Genomic DNA, 19,766 nt, shown 5'->3' on the forward strand with positions numbered 1-19,766 from the left:
GATGAGACTGTTCCCGGCGCTGCTGATGCTGGCGGCCATGCTGCCGGCCGTCGCCGAAGAGACGGCGCCTGCAACGCAGGTCGTCACGATTCCCTACATGGAGCGCGAGGCGCCGCACCGCGTCTACGCCGACCAGCTGCTGACCATCGCGCTGGAGCTGTCGCGCGACCGGTACGGCCCCTACCGCGTCGTCCAGCAGCGCGAGGAGACCGTCATCCGCCGCCAGCTGCTGCAGCTGGAGAAAGGCGGCGGCCTGTCCGTCGCCGTCGCCATGCCGACCCAGGAATGGCTGGACGGCGCCCTGCCGGTGCGCGTGCCCATCATGCGCGGGCTGGCCAGCTTCCGGTTCTTCCTCGGCCGCCAGGGCGACCTGCCGTTGCTCGAATCGGTCAGGACCGTCAACGATCTGAAGGCGCTCAGCATCGGCCAGGGTCCCGGCTGGTCCACCGCCAGGATCCTGGAGGACAACGGCTTCAAGGTGGTCTACGGCGGCGCGCACGCCACGCTGATCCCGATGCTGCACTCCGGGCGCTTCCAGCTGTTGATGCGCGGCGTCTACGAGGTCGAGCCGGAGCTGCGCGCGCAGCAGCACGCCTATCCCGACCTGCGCGTTGTCGACAACTTCGCGGTCTACACCTACATGCCTATGTACTTCTTCGTCGCCAAGGACCAGCCACGACTGGCCGAGCGACTGACCTACGGTCTGAAGAAGGCCCATGCCAACGGCCAGCTGGACCGGCTCTTCAACCGCGTCTTCGGCGACAGCCTGAAGCTGTTGAAGAACAAGCGGCTGAAGGTCTTCCACGTGCCCAACACCAACATCGACAAGAGCTTCTTCGAGCGCGACAAGCCCTACCTGCTGGACGCCATCGTCGCGCTGGAAAAGGCCGCTCACACCGCCCGTTAGCCCATCGTGCCGCGTGCCTGCATGGCCTCGCGCCAACGCACGAGGTGCGGGTGCTCGTCACCCGGCTTGACCTTCACGACGCGCGCGAAATCCACCGCCACGACGGCCGTGATGTCGGCGATGCTGAACTGCCCGGCCGCGATGAAGTCCCGCCCCGCCAGGTGCGCATCCAGCGTCGCGAAAAACAACTTCACGCGGGCCAGGCCGCGCTGGGCGAGTTCGGGGATCTGCGCATAGTCGACCGGCCCGGTCAGCGCCCGATTCGCCATCGCCGGGCTGCTGTTGCGAAAGGCCTCGGCAATCGCCAGCAGGCCGTCGAACTCGATGCGCGACTGCCAGCTGGCGACATCGGCCTTGTCCAGCGGGGTGCGACCCAGCAGCGGCGGCTGCGGGAAGCGCGCCTCGATGTAGGCGGCGATGGCGGCGTTGTCGGTCAATACCGGCCCTTCGTCCGTCACCAGCGCCGGCACCGTGCAGTGCGGGTTGATGCGCCGGAACGCCTCGCCCAGCTGCTCGCCGCTGCGCAGGTCCACCTGCACCGTTTCATGCGGCACGCCCTTCTCGGCCAGGAAGATGCGCGCGCGGCGCGGGCTGGGGGCGGTGGCGCAGTCGTAGAGGGTGATCACGAGGCGACCTTGTCCTGCGTCTTCGTGTCGAAGTCGCTGGCGTCATGGCGCTCGTGCAGCTGGCTGCTCGGCTCGCCCCAGGTGCGGTTGACCTTGCGGCCGCGCTGTGCGGCCGGGCGCTGGGCGATCTCGTCGGCCCAGCGGATCACGTGACGGTACTCGTGGACCGACAGGAACTCGCCAGCGCCATAGAGCTGGCCCTTGGCCAGTGCGCCATACCAGGGCCAGGCGGCCATGTCGGCGATCGTGTAATGCCCGCCGGCCAGGTAGGGCCGCTCCGCCAGCAGCCGGTCCAGCACGTCGAGCTGGCGCTTGACCTCCATCGCGTAGCGGTCGATGGGGTATTCCTGCTTGGTCGGCGCATAGGCATAGAAGTGCCCGAAGCCGCCGCCCAGGAAGGGCGCGCTGCCCATCTGCCAGAACAGCCAGCTCAAGCACTCGGCACGCTCCGCCCCGCCCGTCGGCAGGAAGGCACCACCGAACTTCTCGGCGAGGTAGACGAGGATGGCGCCCGACTCGAACACCCGCACCGGCTCCGGGCCACTGCGGTCGACGAGCGCCGGGATCTTGGAGTTCGGGTTGGCCGCGACGAAGCCGCTGCCGAACTGCTCGCCCTCGTTGATGCGGATCAGCCAGGCGTCGTACTCGGCGCCTACGTGGCCGAGGGCCAGCAGCTCCTCCAGCATCACGGTCACCTTGATGCCGTTGGGCGTGCCCAGCGAATACAGCTGCAGCGGATGGCGGCCGACGGGCAGCGGCTTGTCGTGCGTGGCACCCGCCACGGGTCGGTTGATGCTGGCGAACTGGCCGCCGTTGTTGCGATTCCAGGTCCAGACCTGGGGCGGGGTGTAGTCAGGCGTCGGGTCGGTCATGCAGGCCAAGCGTGAGTTGCGGAGGGTCCAACCCTGGCAACGCTAGCGCAAAAGCCGATTTCCCGTTTCGCTTGACGTGATAAAGCGCCTCGTCGGCGATGCGCACCAGGCGCAGCGGCTCGCTGCCATGCAGCGGCAGGCAGGCCACGCCGATGCTCACGCCGACGCTGACGACCCGGCCGCTGGACAGCGTGATCGGCTGGGACAGGCTGTCGACGAGGTCGCGCATCACCTGGCCCAGCACGTTGTCGCCCGGCCCCACGTCGCGCAGCGCGACGAGGAACTCATCGCCACCCAGGCGCGCGATGAGGTCCGACGAGCGCCGCACCGCCCTGCGCATGCGCTCCGCGCTGGCCACCAGCACCTCGTCCCCGCAGGCGTGGCCGTGGGCATCGTTGATCTGCTTGAAGCCGTCCAGGTCTACGCACGCCACCGACAGCGCCGCGTTGCGCGCCTGCGTCTCGGTGACGAAGCGCTCCAGCGTCGCCTGGCCCGCCGCGCGGTTCTTCAGCTGCGTCAGCGCGTCATGCTCGGCACGGTGGCGCACGGCGTTCTCGTTGCTCTTGCGCTCGGTGATGTCGTAGATGACGCCCTCGACCGTCTGGCCGTCCACCTGCTGCACGGAGATGAGGCAATGCACCCAGCGCCTGACTTCGCCCAGCTGCACCAGCTCCAGGTCGGCCGACACCGTCTCGCCACGGGCCGTAGCCTCGTCGATCATCTGCCGCACCTGCTCCGGCCGGTTGAAGACGCGGGCGATGAAGTCGTCCACGCTGAGGGTGCGCAGCTCGTCCATCGACAGGCCCACCACACGCGACACCGTCGGGTTGCCGTTGATGAGGCGGCCGCCCTCGTCGAGCACGAAGATGCCGGCGCTGCTGGAGTCGAAGATCTGGCGGTACTGCGCCTCCATCGCCTCGACCTCGGCGCGCAGGCGGCGCTCGGTCTGAAGCTGGCGCTCGTTGGCCTCCAGCAAGGTGTTGGCGCCGGCGATCAGCACGCCGATCTCGTCGTCCGCATGCCCCTCGGGCACCTCCAGCCGTTCGCCGGAGCCGGGCGTCATGCGCCGCAGCGCGCTGGCCAGCCGCACGATGGGCCGTGACACCATGCGCGCGGCCAGCAGATACAGCACCACGGCCAGCAACGCCGCCTGGCCGGCCATCACGGCCGCCAGCGTGTACGCCTCGCGGTCGGCGTCGGCCTGCACCTTGGCGTCGTTCAGGTGGATGCGCAACTGCCCCAGCCGCTCGCTGGCATCGAACGGCGACACCAGCGGGCGCGTCACCAGCGTCGCGTCGCTGCGCTCCAAGGCGCCCGCGCGACGCACCCGGGCCAGGTCGCGGCCATCAGCGGCCACCACCTCCACCTCGTCGACGAGCTCGTTGCGCGCCAAGCCGCCCGCCACCTCCTGCAGCAGCACCGCGTCGTTCGCATAGGCGCCGATGGCCAGCGTCTTGTCGACGGCCGCCGCCAGTGCCTCGACGCTGCTGCGGCCGCTGGCCAGGGCGCGCGCCTGGCCGAGCTGGTAGGCGACGGTGGCCGCGACGACCGCCAGCAGCGTGGCACAGACGAACACGAGCAGCATGAAACGCAGCTGCAGGCTGTCCGCACCGCGCACGCGGGGGGCCTGGCTCATGGGGCGGGAGGCTCTTTGAGGACCAGCACCGTGCGCAGGCCCGCGTCGGTCGGCTCCCTGCTGAGCCAGCCCAGCGCGCTCGGGTTGCGCCGCAGGATGCCCGCCATGGCGGTCTCGTCCGGCAGCGCCTGCGGCGGCGCGCTCTGGCCGGAGAACATCAGCCGCGCCCAGTAGCTGTTGACCTGGGCCACGCTCATGCCCGTCAGCGCCTGGTAGAAGGCCGCGCGGCGCGGGTTGTCACGTGGCAGGTCGAACACCAGCGCGAACTCGCCGTTCGTGAACGCCCTGGTGCGGCCCATGAAGAGATCGACGGCTTCCTTCTGCGTGAGCGCGCGTTGCGCGTTGCTGGCGTGGACGACGACGTAGAAGTCCGCCCGCGCCGGCAAGGCGCAGGCCAGCAGGGCGAGCAGGAAGATTTTGCCCAGGCCCATGGCGTCAGAAGATGAAGTCCACGACCGCCGTCGCGACGTTCGCTTTGGCGGCCGAGCCGTCGGCGCCGGTCCACAAGCCGGGGCCGCCGGCATCGACGCGGATGCGGTCCCATTGCAGCTTGAGTGCCGCCTGCGGATGCAAATCCCAGCGGGCCCCCAGCGACCAGCCGGACTGGTGCACGCGCGAGCGGTTGACCGCGTCCGTGATCACCACCCCCAGCATCTGCGACTGGGCCGCGGCGGCGGGGCCGAGCACCGGCGTCAGAGCGGCAGCCCAGGCCGGCACCGGCGTCACCGGCATGGCGTCGCGCGTGCGGCCGTGGGCGATGTAGGGCGTCCAGTCGCCCAGTCGGTAGCCGACGGTCGCATAGGCCGACGACTGCTTGATCAACGGCGCGGCCGACATGCGCACGAGCTCAGCGCTCCACTGCCAGTTCCCCATTTCATGGCGCAGCCCCAGCTCCAGGAACGTGGCCCAGATGTCAGCCACACCGAGGCGGGCGCGCAGCTGCCTGGCCTGGTCGGCCACCACCGGGATGGGCAAGGCGCTGAGCTGGCCCAGCGCGTCGACGGCGGGCTGCAAACCGCCCATGGCCAGCTCGATGCGGGTGCGCGACGCGCTGCCGCGCAGCAGCAGCCCGTCCTCTTCGCGCGACAGCATGAGGCCGACGACATCACGCACGCGGCCGGGCTCGGCGGTATGGAAGTCGCCGATCTGGGCGGTGCCGACCATCAGCTTGGCGCGCCAGTGCGCATCGCCATGGGACCAGCCGCGCGCGAGGTCGGCGCCGTCCAGCGACGTCGGCAGCATGGCGTACAGCTCGACCGGCGGCCGCGCCGCCATGAAGCCATAGCCGACGTTGCGGTAGTCGGCCATCAGGAAGGCGTCGAGGTTGACGCGGCCCGCGCGCAGCGTCCAGTCGGCATTTGGACGGTAGGCCGCATAGGCCCACTCCAGCGCGTCGCCGTCGCTCGCATACGTGCCGCGCTTCTTCGCAATGACCTGCGCGACCAGCTCGAACCGGCTGCCCAGGCTGTAGTTCACCTGCACGCCCAACCGGGTGTCGACGTCGGGCCGCCAACTCGCGTCGCTGCCGCCTTGGGTCAATTCACGGCGGTAGCCCCAGCCAGCCGGCGCGTCGACGCGGCTCAGCCCCAGGCTGCCGAACCCGCTCATGCGCAAGCCGGTGCCGCCGGCAGCGGTGTCGGCCTCGCCAGCCCAGCTGCCCGCTGCCAGGACCGCGGCGGTCAGGCCCGCAAGCAGTTCGCGTTTGCGGCGGGCGGGTCGGGGTGTGGTCAGGGACAACATGGCATCGGCGACTGCTTGGCCCATTATTGGTGCGATGCCCCGCTGCGTCACGGCCTTCGCCAGCCGCAAGCCGCAACCCCATCACGCTTCCCGCCACCCTGCTGGGACGGGGCTTCTCGGCGGCCGTGAAAATGCCGCGCATGCGTATCGATTTCATCTCCGACGTCGTCTGCCCGTGGTGCGCCATTGGCCTGTACTCCCTCGAGGCCGCCGCCGCCCGCATCCCCGGACTGACGCTGGACCTGCACTTTCATCCCTTCGAGCTGAACCCCGGCATGGGGCCGCAGGGCCAGGACATCGAGGAGCACCTGGCCGAGAAGTACGGCGCCAGCCCGGCCCAGCTCGCCGGCACCCGCCAGGCCATCCGCGAGCGCGGCGCGGCGCTGGGCTTCACCTTCAGCATGGCGGCGCGCAGCCGCATCTACAACACCCGCGACGCCCACCGCCTGCTGCACTGGGCCGATGAAGCCTTCGGCGCCGCCGTGCAGCGCACGCTCAAGGTGTCGCTGCTGAAGGCCTACTTCACCGAGGGCCGCGATGTGTCCGACCCCGCCGTGCTGCTGGACGTCGCCACCGCCGCCGGCCTGCCGGAGACCGAGGCGCGCGAGCTGCTGGCGGGCGACCGCTACGCGGCCGAGGTGGCGGCGGCCGAGCGCGAGGTACAGGCACAGGGCATACACGCCGTGCCGGCGATCATCGTCAACCAGCGCCACCTGATCCAGGGCGGGCAGTCGGTCGAGGTGTTCGAGCAGATATTGCGGCAAGTGATGGCCGAGCCGGCCTGAGCCCCGGCCTCCACAGCAATGGGGATGCGCCTGGCCCCCATCGGCCGCTAGCCTGGCTTCCACCTTTCGGGAGCCCCGCGATGATGAACCGCCGCCTCGCCCTGCCCCTCCTGGTCGCCTTGGTCGCTGCGTCCCAAGTGCTGGCCGCCACACCCACCGCCGAAGCGCCGTTCTACCTGCGACAGAACAACAGCGCCAACAGCGGCAACCATGCCACTGGCGACCTGATCGTCTGGGGCATACAGAACGTGAAGCCACCGGCCGACACGCCGTCGGCCTATGTCTACGGCACGTCGGGCATCTGCCCATCAGGCAAGGTTTGCGACTCCTTCGCGAGCGACCCCGACTGGCTCAAGCAGCGCCTGTTCGAGCGTGACTGGACGCTGCTGCCGCATCAGTACTATGCGTCGAGGCCCTATGACCCCGCACTGACCGGCAACTGGCGGCTGCTGCTGTCGACGAACGCCAATTTCAGCGGTGCCATCAACCTCACCACGCCCACGCTGGGCAACGTGGGCGCCATGCCCTTCGTGGCGTCCATGACGGTCAGCGGTGCGGGCCTCACGCCCACCATCAGCTGGACACTGCCGACCAGCACGCCAGACGGCATCAACCAGATGCGCGTCCGCGTGCAGGACACCAGCCACCCCATCACTGTCGAATCGCGCGCCGGCGCCGACTACAGCTTCCAGCAGGCCAACCTCATCTGGCAAAGCCCCGTGTTGAGCAGCCCCGGCTTCATGCTGCCCGAGGGCGTGCTGCAGTACGGCACGAGCTACGCCATCAGCATCGATCTCGCGCACACGCGCAGCGGCGGCACCTTCGCCGGCACGGTGGATTCGCGGTCCAGCTCGTACTTCGATTTCACTCCCATCAATCCGGCCACGCTGCCGGCCGGCGTCGGCAACATCGCTCTGCCCACGATGAAGCCCGTCCCCACCACCAGCGGCCTGCTCGCCGGCCCCGTCTACAGCTTCAACGTGGCCGATGTGGGCCCCGAGCACATCACCTTCATCGACCCGGTCGTTGCCACCGGCTTCAGCTACGCCATCGGCGGGACCGACCCCAACTTCAAGGCCGTGCAGGTGGCCAGCAATGTCGGCGACGGGCTGTACGAGGTCTGGACCTGGGATGGCGGCGCCTGGCAGAAGAGCGCCGATGCCATCGCTGCGGGCACCAGCTTCGATTTCACGGCCCATGGCTTCGCGGCGGGGGTGGACCGCTTCCAGATCCGCGGCATCGAGGCCTCGGCCAACGTCAATGCCTTCGACGTGACCGGCTTCGTCACCGGCCTGAGCTTCGTGGCCGAGGGCAACTTCACCGGCACCATGCAGGCGATCACGGTGGAAGCCATCCCCGAGCCGGCCACCTGGGCGCTGTGGCTGGCGGGTGCTGCCGCGTTGCTGACATGGCGCCGCCGGCAAGCCTGAGACAATCCGCCCCAGCACCCTGAAAGCCCGCCGCTGGCGGGCTTCGCGTTTCTCTGGAGCTTGTTTTCCCGTGTTCAAGAATCTCATCACCTACCGCATCGGCGAAGGCTGGACGGCCGACGCCAAACTGCTGGCCGAACAGCTCGCCAAGGAAACCTTCCTGCCCTGCGCGCCGACGCAGCCGCTGGCCGTCGGCTGGACGCCGCCGCGCGGCATCGAGCACGCGCCGCTCGTCGAAGTGGTCGACGGCCACTGGCTGGTCAAGCTCAAGCGCGAGCAGCGCCTGCTGCCCTCCTCCGTCGTGCAGGAGCGCGTGGACGAACTGGCCGAGCACATCGAGGCGACCACCGGGCGCAAGCCTGGCAAGAAGGCCAAGAAGGAACTGAAGGAGCAGGCCCAGCACGAGCTGCTGCCGCGCGCCTTCACCAAGACCTCGGCGACGCAGGTGTGGATCGCGCCCGCGCAAGGCCTGCTGTTCGTCGACGCCGGCTCCAGCAGCCGCGCGGACGAGGTCGTCACGCTGCTCATCCAGGCCAGCCCGGGTTTATCGCTGCAGTTGGTGCAGACGGCTGAAAGCCCCGCTGCCTGCATGGCCGCCTGGCTGCTGGACGGCGTGACGCCCGAGGGCTTCCAGATCGAGCGCGAGTGCGAGCTCAAGGGCAGCGACGACGAAAAACCCGTCGTGCGTTACGCCCGCCACCCGCTGGACATCGACGAGGTGCGCGCCCACCTGACCAGCGGCAAGATGCCGACTCGCCTGGCGCTGAGCTGGAAGGATCGCGTCGCCTTCACGCTGACCGAAGGGTTCGCGATCAAGAAGATCAGCTTCCTGGACCTCGCCTTCGAGGGCCGGTCCGAGGCGAGCGGCGACGAGGCCTTCGACGCCGACATGGCCCTGGCCACCGGCGAGCTGGGCGGGCTGATCCCGGCGCTGATCGAGGGGCTCGGCGGCGAGCACGACTTCGCCGCTGCCGGCGGCGCTGCACCCGCACCGGTCGCCCTGCCCGCCAACGTGCCGGAAGAAGCCCTCAGCGAGTCACCACCCTGGTGAGACGCCAGGCGGCGCCTGCAACGCCGCCACGTCCAGCGCAGGGATGCGCTGTGCGCGAGGGCTTGCTCAGCGTCGTCGTCGATCAATATTCCCAGAAGATCCGCTGCAGCTCAGCGGTGGTCTGGGGCTTGGTCAGAGCCACGGCGGCCAGGATCTTGGCCTTCTGGGGGTTCAGGTCGTGGGCCACCACCCAGTCGTACTTGTCGTCGGGCTGTTCGGCGTTGCGCAGCACGATGCCGTCGGCCACGCGGCTGGAGCGGATGACCAGCACGCCCTTGTCGCGGATGGACTTGAGCTTGTCCACCGCGTAGTTGGGCACCGAGCCATTGCCCGTGCCGGCGTTGATGATGGCCTTGACGCCCGGCGTGGCCGCCGCGTCGTACAGCGCCATGTTCATGCTGCCGGAGCCGTAGACGATGGACACGTCCGGCAGCGCGTCGATGGTGTCGATGTCGAACTCGGAGTTGACGGTGTGGCGCTTGGCCAGGCTGCGGAACCAGAAGGTCTTGCCCTCCACCACCAGGCCCAGCGGCCCCCATTGGCTGCCAAAGGCGCTGGTCTTGATGTTCACCCGCTTGGCTGCGTCACGGCCGGACAGGATGTCGTCGGCCATGGTGACCAGCACGCCCTTGCCCTTGGCGCTGGGCGAAGCCGCCACCACCACCGCGTTGTACAGGTTCAGCATGCCGTCGGCCGACATCGCGCTGCCCGGCCGCATTGAGCCGACCACCACGATGGGCTTGTCGTTCTTGATCACCAGGTTCAGGAAGTAGGCCGTCTCCTCCAGCGTGTCGGTGCCATGGGTGACGACCACGCCGCCCACTTCCGGGTCCTTCAGCAGCGTGGAGACGCGCTTGCCCAGGGCCACCAGCTTGTCGTTGGTGAAGCTCTCGGAGGCGATCTGGAAAGCTTGCTCGCCGCGCACATTGGCCACGCTGGCCAGCTCGGGCACGCCGGCGATCAGCTTGTCCACCGGCACCTTGGCGGCCTGGTAGGTGGCGCTGTTCAGCGCCGAGGCGCCGGCACCGGCGATGGTGCCGCCGGTGGCGACGATCACCACGGTGGGTTTGGCCGGCTGGGCCAGCGCCGGCAAGCCGGCGAAGGCGCTCGCCGCCAGCAGCGCGGCGCAGGCGGCGCGCAGGCCTAAGGTCATGGGCTTCATGCAGGGTTCTCCTCTGGTTGTAAAGAAACCAGCGCGAGTAGATGCGAGAAACGCACCGGCACGAATACCGATCCGGCATTCGTGCCTTCAGAAGGCGCATGACTCCGGTGCATTGCCCGGGCCGGGCCGCGTGCATGAGCGCTTCAATGTGGCGCCACCGCCAGCAATCGCAGGCCTAGCGCCGGGGCAGTGTGATGGGCACCGCAGCGATGGCCGCCCGATGGAGGGCTGCGGCTTGCGGCCGTGGAGTACAGGATTGCATCGCATATCCGCGGTGTAGGAAGGCGGTCAGCGAGAGCGATGCGCGGGGTCAAGGGCTTGGCACGTCTGCTGCAGATCAGGAACCAGTTTCTGCTCCGCCGGATGCGCCGCTCGGGGCAACCCAGCTCGTGAACGGCCGAACCGCCAGGTTGGCGTTGACGTAGCGGCCATCGCCCGTGACCTCGGCGCCCAGCCAGGCTGGAGGGACGAAGGACTGGCCCTCGGATTCGAGCTCGATCTCGGCCAGCACCAGGCCGGCATTGGCGCCGAGGAACTCGTCAACCTCCCACGTCATGCCCGCATGCGGGCACAGGTGGCGGACCTTCTCGACCACGGGTCCGTCGCACATCGTCAGCAGCGCCTGCGCGTCGGCCAGCGGCACGGGGTACTCGAATTCGGCCCGCGTCGCACCCCGCGTGAGGCCCTTGATCGTCAGGAAGGCCACGTCGCCCGCGATGCGGATGCGCACCGTGCGCGCCGGGTCGCGGCTGAGGTAGCCCTGGCTGAAGCGTGTCTGCGTCGCGGCCTGCAGGCGCCAGCCGTCGCCCGTGGCGAGGAACTTGCGTTCGATCTCAATGCCCATCGCCGGCCCCTCCTGCGCGGGCCGCGGCCTCACGCAGCTTGTCCTTCTTGCTCTTGCGCGTCGTGCTCTTGATGCCGCCTGCGGCCTGGGCCTCCGTGGCCACGGCAGTGGGTTCGAAGCCGGCCAGCCGCTCACGCGGCACGCGCTGGCCCTGGCGTTTCTCGATCAGGCGGAAATGGCTCTCGGCGTTCTCGGCGCTGTCCGCGCAGATGAAGCTGACGGCCGTCCCTGGCGCGCCCGCGCGGCCGGTGCGGCCGATGCGGTGCACGTAGTCGGCCGCCGAGCGCGGCAGCTCGTAGTTGATGACGGCGTCCAGCGCATCGATGTGCAGACCGCGGGCGGCGACGTCGGTGGCCACCAGCACTTCGACCCTGCCGGCCTTCAGCGCTTCCAGCACGTCGCGCCGCGCGCCCTGGCTCAGCTCGCCATGCAGCACACCGGCCTTGAAGCCATGGGCGAACAACTTGTCCGACACCAGCTCGGCCGTGTAGCGGCTGGCGACGAACACCAGCGCCCGGGGCCAGGCGGCGTCGCGGAGCAGTTGCCGCAGGGCCGGCAGGCGTTGGGCACGGTCGAGCTGGATGGCACGCTGCGTGATCTGCGGCGGCGCCTCCTCGATCGTGATGTGCACCGGGTCGTGCAGCAGCTGCGCGGCCAGCGCCTGCACGGCGGGTTCAAAGGTGGCGGAGAACAGCAGCGACTGGCGCTGCGCCGGCAGCAGCGCCAGCACGCGCTGCAGTTCATCGGCGAAGCCCTGGCTGAGCAGCCGGTCGGCCTCGTCGAGCACCAGGCATTGCACGCCGGAGAGCTGCAGGCCGTTGTGGTCCAGCAAGTCCAGCAACCGCCCCGGCGTGGCCACCATCACGTCGCAACCGCCGCGCAACGCCATCAGCTGCGGGTTGATGGACACGCCGCCGAAGGCGAGCGCGACCTTCGGCCGGTGCAGCAGCGTGGCAGCCAGTTCGCGCAGCAGTTCGGCCGTCTGCGCGGCCAGCTCGCGGGTGGGCGCCAGCACCAGCGCGCGCGGCCCCGGCCGGGGTGGCGACGCGACCAGCCGCTGCAGCAGCGGCAGCGCGAAGGCGGCCGTCTTGCCAGAGCCGGTCTGCGCAAGCGCAAGCACGTCGGAGCCGGCCAGGATGGGCGGCAGCGCGGCCGACTGGATGGCGGTCGGCGCGTGATAGCCCAGCGCGCGCACGGCACGCAGCAGGGCGGGCGTGAGGCCCAGGGATGCGAAGGACATGCGCGATTGTCGCGAGGTCTGAAGAAGTTGCAGGACAGACCGCCCGAGCGAATCGAGCAGCGCTGTCCCGGCTGACTAGAAAAGCGGCTGCTGGTCGCCCGCGAGCTGCCCGGCGGCGCGCGCCTCGATCAGCAGCATGCGGCGCTTGGTCTCGACGCCGCCGGGCGCAGAGAACCCGGTCGGCTCGCCGCCAACGCCCATCACGCGGTGGCAGGGCACGATGGGCGGGAACGGGTTGTCGCCCTCGGCCCGACCGACGGCGCGCGCAGCGCCCGGCTGGCCCAGCGCCGCGGCGATCTCGCCGTAGGTGCGCGTCTGGCCGGGCGGGATGGCCCGCGTCAGCGCATGCACCTGGCGGCGGAACTCGGGGATGCCGCGCTCGTCGAGTTGGATGTCGCTGAGGTCGCGCACTTCGCCGGCCAGCAGCGCGCGGATGCCGTCGACGGCACGGGCGATCTCCGGCGGCAGCCCGGTCACGAGCTGCGCCGTGGGATGGCGGCGCGCCAGTCGTGCCGGGCTGGCGTCCGGCAGCAGCGACGCGACGATGCCGCGCTCGCTCCACACCACGCCGCAGCGGCCCAGCGCCGTGTCGAAGCTGTGGCTCCACAGCGGCTCGCCGGGCGGGATGGCGGCTTCAGGGGCGTCGACAGAATCGTTCACGTTGCTCGGGCGGGGCTTGCAGCAGGGTCTTGAAATAGTAGCCAACCATGCTGCCCGCGCGGGCTTGGCCGGCCTCGTCCAGCCAGGGCGCGGCGTGCGTGCGCCAGACGGCGGCGCAGGCGGCCGGGTGCAGGCCCTGGCCGGCGCAGTCCAGCAGGGCTTCGAAGCCGCCGCGCCAGCGTTCGAAATCGGCCCGGCTCATGACCGGGCCGTGGCCCGGCACCAGGCGTTGGAAGGGCTGGGCCGACAACCGCGCCAGCGCCTCACGCCAGGCCGGCGGGCAGGCGGTGTCGAGGAAGGGCACGGGCAGCGTGACGAGGTCGCCGGCGGCCAGCGTGCCGCTCGCGCGGTCCAGCACCCACAGGTCGCCGCCGCTGACCGCCGTCTCCACGCCCACTTGAAGCGGGCGGCCGGCTAGCGTCAGCGCGGAGGCCGATATGACCTCGTGGTCGGGGCGCAGTGCATCGGGCTGGCCCAGCAGCTCGACATCCACTCGCATGACGGCGGCCTGCGCGGGCGCCGCCGATGGCAGGGCCTCGACGAGCTGGCGGCGGTAACGGTCCAGCCAGCCATCGGGCGCCAGCGCCTGGCGGACCGCCGCCGAGGCCCAGACCTGCACGCCGGGCCGCTGCGCCCGCAGCCAGGCATTGCCGCCGAGATGGTCCAGATGCCAGTGCGTGTTCAGCACCGCGCGCACGTCGCCGCCGGCGGCCGCGAGCGCGGCTTCGGTGTGGGCGCGGTGGCGGCCGCTGTCGATCAGCAGCCAGCCGCCGCCCTCGCCTTGCAGCAACAGGCTGTTGCCGTCGGGCTGGCGACCGGCCTCGAAACCGCCGGGCACGAGGACGACGCCGGGCGCCAGCGTCTGCTGGGCCTGGGCGGCGCCGCACAGCAGGGCGAACACGAGCAGGAACAGCGCATGCATCGCCCGATGCTCGCGGATGCCGGCCCGCCGGCCGGTCGTCATGGCTCAGGCGGTGACGGCGAGGCCCGACACGCGGGCCGCGGTCGCCTGCTTCGCGACCTCGCGCGGCGGCAGCGTCTTCAGGCGATGGTCGCTCCAGACCTGGCGCCAGCGACGCGCGCCCGGCGTGCCGTTCCACAGGCCCAGCGCATGGCGCATCGCATGCGCCCAGGAGCGGCCGCTGGCGTGCACACGGTCGAGGTAGTCCAGCCAGGCGGCTTCCACCTGCTCGCGCGAGCTGGCGGGGTCGGGCTGGCCGAAGAAGCGCGAGTCCCACTGCGCCATGCTCCAGGGCTCGTGGTAGGCCTCGCGGCCGACCATGACGCCGTCAACCTGCGTGAGCTGCTCGGCGATCTCGTCGGCGTTCTTCAGGCCGCCGTTGATGGCGATGGTCAGCTGCGGGAACTCGCGCTTGAGCTGCGCGACCAGCGCATAGCGCAGCGGCGGGATCTCGCGGTTCTCCTTGGGCGAGAGGCCTTGCAGCCAGGCGTTGCGGGCATGCACGATGAAGACCTCGCAACCGGCCTCGGCCACCGTGCCGACGAAATCGCGCACGAACTCGTAGCTTTCAATCTTGTCGATGCCGATGCGGTGCTTGACGGTGACGGGCAGCGCCGTCGCGTCGCGCATCGCCTTCACGCAGTCCGCCACCAGCTGCGGCTCGGCCATCAGGCAGGCGCCGAACGCCCCCTTCTGCACCCGCTCGCTGGGGCAGCCGCAGTTCAGGTTGACCTCGTCGTAGCCCCAGCGCTCGGCCAGCTTCGCGCAGGCGGCCAGGTCGGCCGGTTCGCTGCCGCCTAGTTGCAGCGCGACCGGGTGCTCCTCGGCGTTGAAGTCGAGGTGGCGGGCCTGGTCGCCGTGCAGCAAGGCGCCGGTCGTCACCATCTCGGTATAGAGCAGCGTGCGGCGGGTGATGAGGCGGTGCAGATAGCGGCAATGCCGGTCCGTCCAATCCATCATCGGCGCGACCGACAGGCGCCAGGGCGAGAAGCCGGCGCGAAGTTCTTGTTCAGTATCGAAATTCATCCCACATTCGCCATCCATCGGCCCTGCGCCCGCCATTGTGCCCGGCGGGAACCGCGCTTGCCGGCGGGCGGCGTACCGTGCAAAGAGGAAAGCCACCATGACCGCACACCCGACCTTGCCGCAGCTTTTTCCACAGGCCGAGCGCTGAGCGATGGCAGCCCGGGCCCACCGCCGCGCAGGCGCCACGCCGGTCGCCAACAACGAGGAGCTGGCGCCGTCGCGGCGCGTGCTGCTGCTGGTCGACTTCATCAACCCGCTGCAGTTCGTCGGCGCCGAGGCGCTGGCCCCCTGGGCGCTGGAGGCCGCACGCGCCACCGCGGCGCTGAAGAAACGCTTCGATGCGGCGGGGGAGCGCGTCATCTACGTCAACGACAACTTCGGCCAGTGGCGCTCGGACTTCCGCACGCTGGTGGCTCATTGTCGCCATCAGCGGGGCACCTCGGCCGGCCTGGTGCGCCAGCTGCCGCCCGGAAAGGGTGACCTGATGGTGTTGAAGCCGCGGCATTCGGGCTTTCACGCCACGCCGTTGGAGTTGCTGCTGCAGCAGCTTGGCGCGCGCAAGCTGGTCATCGCCGGGCTGGCCACCGACTACTGCGTCATGTGCACGGCGATGGACGCCTATGTGCGCGGCTACGACCTGTGGGTACCCAGCGACTGCACGGCGGCTGAATCACCCGAGCAGCGCGACCAGGCGCTGGGGTGGATGCGGCAGGCGTTGAAGGCGGATATCCGACCGGCGGGTGGCCGCTGAGGCCGCGCCCTGCGGAATACGGCGGGGACGAAGGCCCGGCTACGACGGCGAAGCTTGTCTGGTTGCAGCGCTCTGCTTCAACAGTTGGAGCAGCGGCTTCTCGAGGTCCGGCGCCAGGCTGAGCGCAAACTCTTCCGTCAAGTGGTTCCGGTCCTTGAACATGACCAGCCCATCACGCGCGGTCCTGCACACCGGCTCGTTGCAAATCGCGCGGGACAGGTTGATGAATGTTGCGCCACGGCGCATCAGAACGGCCTCTTCCGCGGTCGCCAGTGGCGCAATGCGCGCCTCCTCATCATCGGCCCGGTAGGTGCAGGCACCGCCGATGGACCACGAGCGCCAGGCCGCACGCGCATGGCATCCAGGCACGTTGAAGCCGGGGAACGGGATGTCCTTCAAATAGCCCACCTGGACGCCTGCACGCTGCAACCGCATCACCGTTCGGTCCAGCCCGGCTTGCCAACGGCCCGGCTCGATGCTGTAGCCCGAGGAACTCGCCATGACCACCACCGCGGGCCGCATGGCCTCGATGCGCTGAAGCATGCGATCGCGCCAGAGGGTGCATTCGCGATAGTCACCGAGCGTCGTGTAGACCGCGACCGGGACGTCAACCGACGGGCAGGCCGATTTCGTCAATACCACCAGCCGCAATTGATGCTTCAACGCCAATTGCTGCAAGGGGACGAACCACTGCGAGGCGTGGGAATCGCCAAACAGGACCACCGTCGCCGTGGGCTGGTCGGCCCCGTATTCGCATGCAGGTTGGTCAACGGCGTCCGCGAGCGTCAGGCAACCGGTTGCCTCCGTGAGGTCCCAGCGGGCGGCGCGTTCGAAGCGCTCCTGTTCTGGCCCCACATGGATGAACTTGCGCGTAAATTGGGCACCCGCAGCGACGGCCACGCACAGGCCGAGCCCGGCCAGGACGACCTGGCGCGCGGAGAGGGCCGGGAACAGGGCATGCATGAAAGGCTGCTCGACGAAGCGGTATGACAACCACCCCAAGCCGACGGACAGCGCGAGCAGGCAGACCGTCATCCACGCCGCGGGCTCCGGCACGATCACGGCCGCGCCGATCAACACCGGCCAATGCCAGAGGTAGACGGAGTACGAGCAATCGCCCAACTGGCGGATGCCACTGGACTGCAGCAGCCTGCCAACCATGGACTGCCGGCCATGCTGGACGACGACGAGCAACAGGGCAGCGGCAGCAACCGGGAATGCCGCCCAGAAACCGGGGAACCGCATGCGGCCGTCAAACAGCAGCGAAACCGCACACAGCGTGCCCACGGCGACCCAGCCCATGGCAGCAACCGCCCGGCCGCTCCAGCGAGCCGCCAGGCCCGGCCAGACGGAGATCGCCATGCCGACGGCGAATTCCCAGATCCGGAACGGCGTGAGGAAGAAGGTGTACTTGAAGTTGATCAGTGAGACGACCACGCAGGCCGCAAAGCTGAGGCCGCCGAGGACGAGAAGCAACCCACCGGTCACCGCCCGCGGCGTGCCACGGAAAAGGCGTACGGCCAAGAGCATCAGCAAAGGCCAGAAGAGATAGAACTGCTCTTCCACTGCGAGGGACCAAAGATGCAAGGCCGGGTTGGCCTCGGTATGCCCGCCGAAGTAATCCGTCGGTCGACTGGCAAACCAAAGGTTCCCTGCATAGAGCGCCGCGGCACGCGCTGACGACAACAACTCGTCTTGCTCCTGCGGTGCGTACAGCAAGCGGATGCCCACCACGGTGACCGCCAACACCAGCGCCGCGGCAGGCAACAGACGTCGCACACGGCGCGCGTAGAACGCCCACAAGTCGAGCCCGCTCTTCGTCTCCAGTTCTCTCAGCAGCAGTCCGCCAATGAGATAACCCGAAATGACGAAGAAAACGTCGACACCGACATAACCTCCGCCAAACCCCGGTACGGCGGCGTGGTTCAGCAACACCAGCAGGATCGCGACGCCGCGCATGCCCTGAAGCCCAGGGTTGAAACGGGTGGTCGCAAGCACGCCGCCCGGATGCGACTGCGCCCCCAGCGCCAACGATGCGCTTGTAGCGCTCACGCCAGATCCTTGAGCGGATGCTCCGCCGCCGGCCACGGGCTGGTGAAGAAGGCGGCCACTTCGGCGGGGTCGACTTCAGCGACCGTGGCCGGGTTCCAGCGCGGCGCATGGTCCTTGTCGATGGCCAGCGCGCGTATGCCCTCCACCGTCTCGCTGCGCGCCGCGCCACGCAGGTGGAAGGCGTGGTGCACGAGGTCGCGCTCCAGGCGCAGGTCGTCGGCCAGGCTGAGCTTGCGGCCGCGGCGCACCAGTTCCAGCGTCACGGCCATCATCGTCGGCGAGCGCTGGCACAGCGTCGCATGCGTCTGCCGCGCCCAGTCGTCGTCAGCCCGCGCCAGCGAGTCGAGGATGGCCGCCACGCTGGGCAGGCCGAAATGGCGGTCGATGCGATCGGTGGTCGCCTTGGGGGCAGACACCGGGGCGAGGTCGGCGCGTTCCATGACGGTCGCGACCACATGCTCGGCGCTGGGCTGGGCGTCGTGGCGCAGGTCCTCGACCAAGGCCGGCCACTGCTCGGCGCGCACGAAGACATCGCCGAGGCCCCATTCGATGGCGTCGCCGGCGGCAATGGGATGCCCGGTCAACGCAAGCCATTCACCGACGTGGCCGGGGCATTGCGCCAGGAACCAGCCGCCGCCGACATCGGGAAACAGGCCGATGCCGGTCTCGGGCATGGCGAGCTTGGAGCGCTCACTGAGCACGCGCAGCTTGGCGCCCTGGCTGATGCCCATGCCGCCGCCCATGACGATGCCGTCCATCAACGCGATGTAGGGCTTGGGGTAGGCGTGGATCAGGTGGTTGAGGCGGTATTCCTCGGTGAAGAAATCGGCCAGTGCCGGGTCGCCCGCATGCGCGGCCTGGTGAAAGAAGCGGATGTCGCCGCCCGCGCAGAAGGCCGGCGGCTTGCCTTCGCGGCCGGCACCGAGCACGGCCACCGCCTGTATCTCGGGGCGCCGCGCCCAGTGCGTCAGCAGCGCCGTGATGTCACGGATCATGGCCAGCGACAGCGCGTTCAGCGCCTGCGGACGGTTGAGCGTGATGAGGCCCAGGCAGCCATTGACCTCGGCCAGGATGTGGCCGTCGGAGACCAAGGGCGGGATCAGGTCGTTCATGCGTTCTTCAGGACGGATTTGACGGAGGGAGGTGCCAGCGCCTCGTTGGCGATCAGTGCAACGAGCACAAGGCTACCGCCAATCAGCGCCGCGCCGCCTGGGTGTTCGCCCGCAAAGAGCCAGGCCCACAGCACGCCGAGCAGCGTTTCCGCCTGACCCAGCAGCGCGATCTCATGGCTGGGCAGCTCGCGCGCGAGGCGCACCGCCAGCAGGCAGGGCACGGCGAGCTGGAAGACGCCGAGAAAGGCGAGCAAGCCGAGGTCGTGCGCACTGGCCTGCAGCGGCCAAGCCAGCGGCAACGTGGCGGCCATCGATAGCAGCGCGCCGATGAGCACAGCGGGCAGCATGTCGCCGCCGCGGCCGACTTTCTGCAATAGGCACCAGTTGCTGGCAGCGGCCAGCGGCACGCCGAGCGCGATCACAACGCCCAGCAGCGGCCCGCCGATCTGGCCGCTGAACATCCAGGCGATGCCGGTACCCGCCACGGCGATCGCCGCCCAGGTCCGCACCGGGACCGGCTGGTGCAGGAAGACCCGCGCGAATATGGCCGTGAACAACGGCGACAGCGACATCGTGACCAGCACGTTGGCCACCGTCGTCAGCGACAGCGCCACCATGAAGGCCGTGAACATGACGGCCCAGCACAAACCCGAGGCCCAGACCGCCAGGCCCTTGAGGCTGCCCAGCAGTGCCCTGCCCCGCATGACGCCAAGGATCGCCACGAGGGCCAGCGCATTGAACGCGCTGCGCCAAAACGTGATCTCGAAGCCGCGCGCCGCATCCAGATGCCGCGTGACGACGCCCGCCGAACTCCACATCAGCGTGACCAGCAGCATCAACAAGACGGCGCTACGGTGGCTCATGAACGAGCGCCCCTGAAAAGGGGCGCGGGCAATCAACTGGCTAGAGCC

General features: G+C 69.6%; 19 protein-coding genes. 5 read left to right on the forward strand and 14 right to left on the reverse strand.

Annotated elements, in window-relative coordinates; translation table 11 throughout:
• The first annotated feature begins 1 nt into the window (after position 1).
• On the forward strand, positions 2-907 hold the full coding sequence (locus ASD35_RS19540; RefSeq protein ID WP_056876625.1) for an ABC transporter substrate-binding protein: 906 nt from the start codon (positions 2-4) through the stop codon (positions 905-907).
• Here the strand turns inward: ASD35_RS19540 and ASD35_RS19545 are convergent.
• Genes ASD35_RS19545 through ASD35_RS19565 form a run of 5 tightly spaced genes read right to left on the reverse strand, consistent with a single transcriptional unit; the run spans position 904 to position 5,781 of the window.
• Positions 904-1,533 carry a glutathione S-transferase family protein gene (locus ASD35_RS19545; RefSeq protein ID WP_056876626.1) on the reverse strand — a complete coding sequence of 210 codons (630 nt, stop codon included), beginning with the start codon at positions 1,531-1,533 and terminating at the stop codon, positions 904-906. The genes ASD35_RS19540 and ASD35_RS19545 overlap by 4 nt on opposite strands.
• Positions 1,530-2,405 carry a glutathione-dependent disulfide-bond oxidoreductase gene (gene yghU / locus ASD35_RS19550; RefSeq protein ID WP_056876627.1) on the reverse strand — a complete coding sequence of 292 codons (876 nt, stop codon included), beginning with the start codon at positions 2,403-2,405 and terminating at the stop codon, positions 1,530-1,532. The genes ASD35_RS19545 and yghU overlap by 4 nt, the downstream gene beginning before the upstream one ends.
• A complete protein-coding gene (locus ASD35_RS19555) occupies positions 2,386-4,041 on the reverse strand; it encodes a sensor domain-containing diguanylate cyclase (RefSeq protein WP_056876628.1) in 1,656 nt (551 codons plus the stop codon). The genes yghU and ASD35_RS19555 overlap by 20 nt, the downstream gene beginning before the upstream one ends.
• Positions 4,038-4,472 (reverse strand): hypothetical protein, encoded by a 435-nt coding sequence (locus ASD35_RS19560; RefSeq protein ID WP_056876629.1) that lies wholly within the window; start codon positions 4,470-4,472, stop codon positions 4,038-4,040. The genes ASD35_RS19555 and ASD35_RS19560 overlap by 4 nt, the downstream gene beginning before the upstream one ends.
• Positions 4,473-4,476: 4 nt before the next feature.
• Positions 4,477-5,781, reverse strand: coding sequence for a hypothetical protein (locus ASD35_RS19565; RefSeq protein ID WP_157275666.1), 1,305 nt, complete (start codon positions 5,779-5,781; stop codon positions 4,477-4,479).
• Positions 5,782-5,912: 131 nt separating this feature from the next.
• Between ASD35_RS19565 and ASD35_RS19570 the strand changes: the two genes are divergently transcribed.
• The 3 genes from ASD35_RS19570 to ASD35_RS19580 all read left to right on the forward strand — a co-directional run bounded on the left by ASD35_RS19570 (position 5,913) and on the right by ASD35_RS19580 (position 9,047).
• Complete coding sequence (locus ASD35_RS19570; protein ID WP_056876631.1) at positions 5,913-6,566, forward strand: DsbA family oxidoreductase; 654 nt, start codon at positions 5,913-5,915, stop codon at positions 6,564-6,566.
• 80 nt (positions 6,567-6,646) lie between these two features.
• The gene (locus ASD35_RS19575) at positions 6,647-7,996 is read left to right on the forward strand and encodes a PEP-CTERM sorting domain-containing protein (RefSeq protein WP_056876632.1); all 1,350 of its coding nucleotides are present in this window, start codon (positions 6,647-6,649) and stop codon (positions 7,994-7,996) included.
• Between the two features lie 70 nt (positions 7,997-8,066).
• Positions 8,067-9,047 (forward strand): recombination-associated protein RdgC, encoded by a 981-nt coding sequence (locus tag ASD35_RS19580; RefSeq protein WP_056876633.1) that lies wholly within the window; start codon positions 8,067-8,069, stop codon positions 9,045-9,047.
• Positions 9,048-9,129: 82 nt separating this feature from the next.
• Here the strand turns inward: ASD35_RS19580 and ASD35_RS19585 are convergent, their stop codons facing one another.
• The 6 genes from ASD35_RS19585 to dusA form a co-directional block, all read right to left on the reverse strand.
• Positions 9,130-10,200 carry a type II asparaginase gene (locus ASD35_RS19585; RefSeq protein WP_200956091.1) on the reverse strand — a complete coding sequence of 357 codons (1,071 nt, stop codon included), beginning with the start codon at positions 10,198-10,200 and terminating at the stop codon, positions 9,130-9,132.
• Positions 10,201-10,546: 346 nt separating this feature from the next.
• Complete coding sequence (locus ASD35_RS19590) at positions 10,547-11,053, reverse strand: CYTH domain-containing protein (RefSeq protein ID WP_056876635.1); 507 nt, start codon at positions 11,051-11,053, stop codon at positions 10,547-10,549.
• Complete coding sequence (locus ASD35_RS19595; RefSeq protein WP_056876636.1) at positions 11,043-12,293, reverse strand: DEAD/DEAH box helicase; 1,251 nt, start codon at positions 12,291-12,293, stop codon at positions 11,043-11,045. Before ASD35_RS19595 ends, ASD35_RS19590 begins: the two co-directional genes overlap by 11 nt.
• 75 nt (positions 12,294-12,368) lie before the next feature.
• A complete protein-coding gene (locus ASD35_RS19600; protein ID WP_235538400.1) occupies positions 12,369-12,953 on the reverse strand; it encodes a methylated-DNA--[protein]-cysteine S-methyltransferase in 585 nt (194 codons plus the stop codon).
• On the reverse strand, positions 12,928-13,917 hold the full coding sequence (locus ASD35_RS19605) for an MBL fold metallo-hydrolase (RefSeq protein WP_082580295.1): 990 nt from the start codon (positions 13,915-13,917) through the stop codon (positions 12,928-12,930). Before ASD35_RS19605 ends, ASD35_RS19600 begins: the two co-directional genes overlap by 26 nt.
• A gap of 3 nt (positions 13,918-13,920) precedes the next feature.
• Positions 13,921-14,940, reverse strand: a complete 1,020-nt coding sequence (gene dusA / locus ASD35_RS19610) for a tRNA dihydrouridine(20/20a) synthase DusA (protein WP_056876638.1) — start codon at positions 14,938-14,940, stop codon at positions 13,921-13,923.
• A 151-nt stretch (positions 14,941-15,091) separates the two neighbouring features.
• Between dusA and ASD35_RS19615 the strand changes: the two genes are divergently transcribed.
• Positions 15,092-15,691 carry a cysteine hydrolase family protein gene (locus ASD35_RS19615; protein WP_056876639.1) on the forward strand — a complete coding sequence of 200 codons (600 nt, stop codon included), beginning with the start codon at positions 15,092-15,094 and terminating at the stop codon, positions 15,689-15,691.
• Positions 15,692-15,730: 39 nt separating this feature from the next.
• Here ASD35_RS19615 and ASD35_RS19620 read toward each other — a convergent pair whose 3' ends face one another.
• The 3 genes from ASD35_RS19620 to ASD35_RS19630 are packed head-to-tail and all read right to left on the reverse strand — an operon-like array spanning position 15,731 to position 19,718.
• Positions 15,731-17,743: an acyltransferase family protein gene (locus ASD35_RS19620; RefSeq protein WP_157275667.1), complete on the reverse strand. Its 2,013-nt coding sequence runs from the start codon at positions 17,741-17,743 to the stop codon at positions 15,731-15,733.
• Complete coding sequence (locus tag ASD35_RS19625; RefSeq protein WP_056876641.1) at positions 17,740-18,855, reverse strand: enoyl-CoA hydratase/isomerase family protein; 1,116 nt, start codon at positions 18,853-18,855, stop codon at positions 17,740-17,742. The genes ASD35_RS19620 and ASD35_RS19625 overlap by 4 nt, the downstream gene beginning before the upstream one ends.
• Positions 18,852-19,718: a DMT family transporter gene (locus ASD35_RS19630; protein WP_056876642.1), complete on the reverse strand. Its 867-nt coding sequence runs from the start codon at positions 19,716-19,718 to the stop codon at positions 18,852-18,854. The genes ASD35_RS19625 and ASD35_RS19630 overlap by 4 nt, the downstream gene beginning before the upstream one ends.
• Between the last annotated feature and the right edge of the window lie 48 nt (positions 19,719-19,766).

This window comes from Pelomonas sp. Root1444 (assembly GCF_001426885.1).
In the GTDB taxonomy this organism is placed as follows: Bacteria; Pseudomonadota; Gammaproteobacteria; order Burkholderiales; family Burkholderiaceae_C; genus Pelomonas.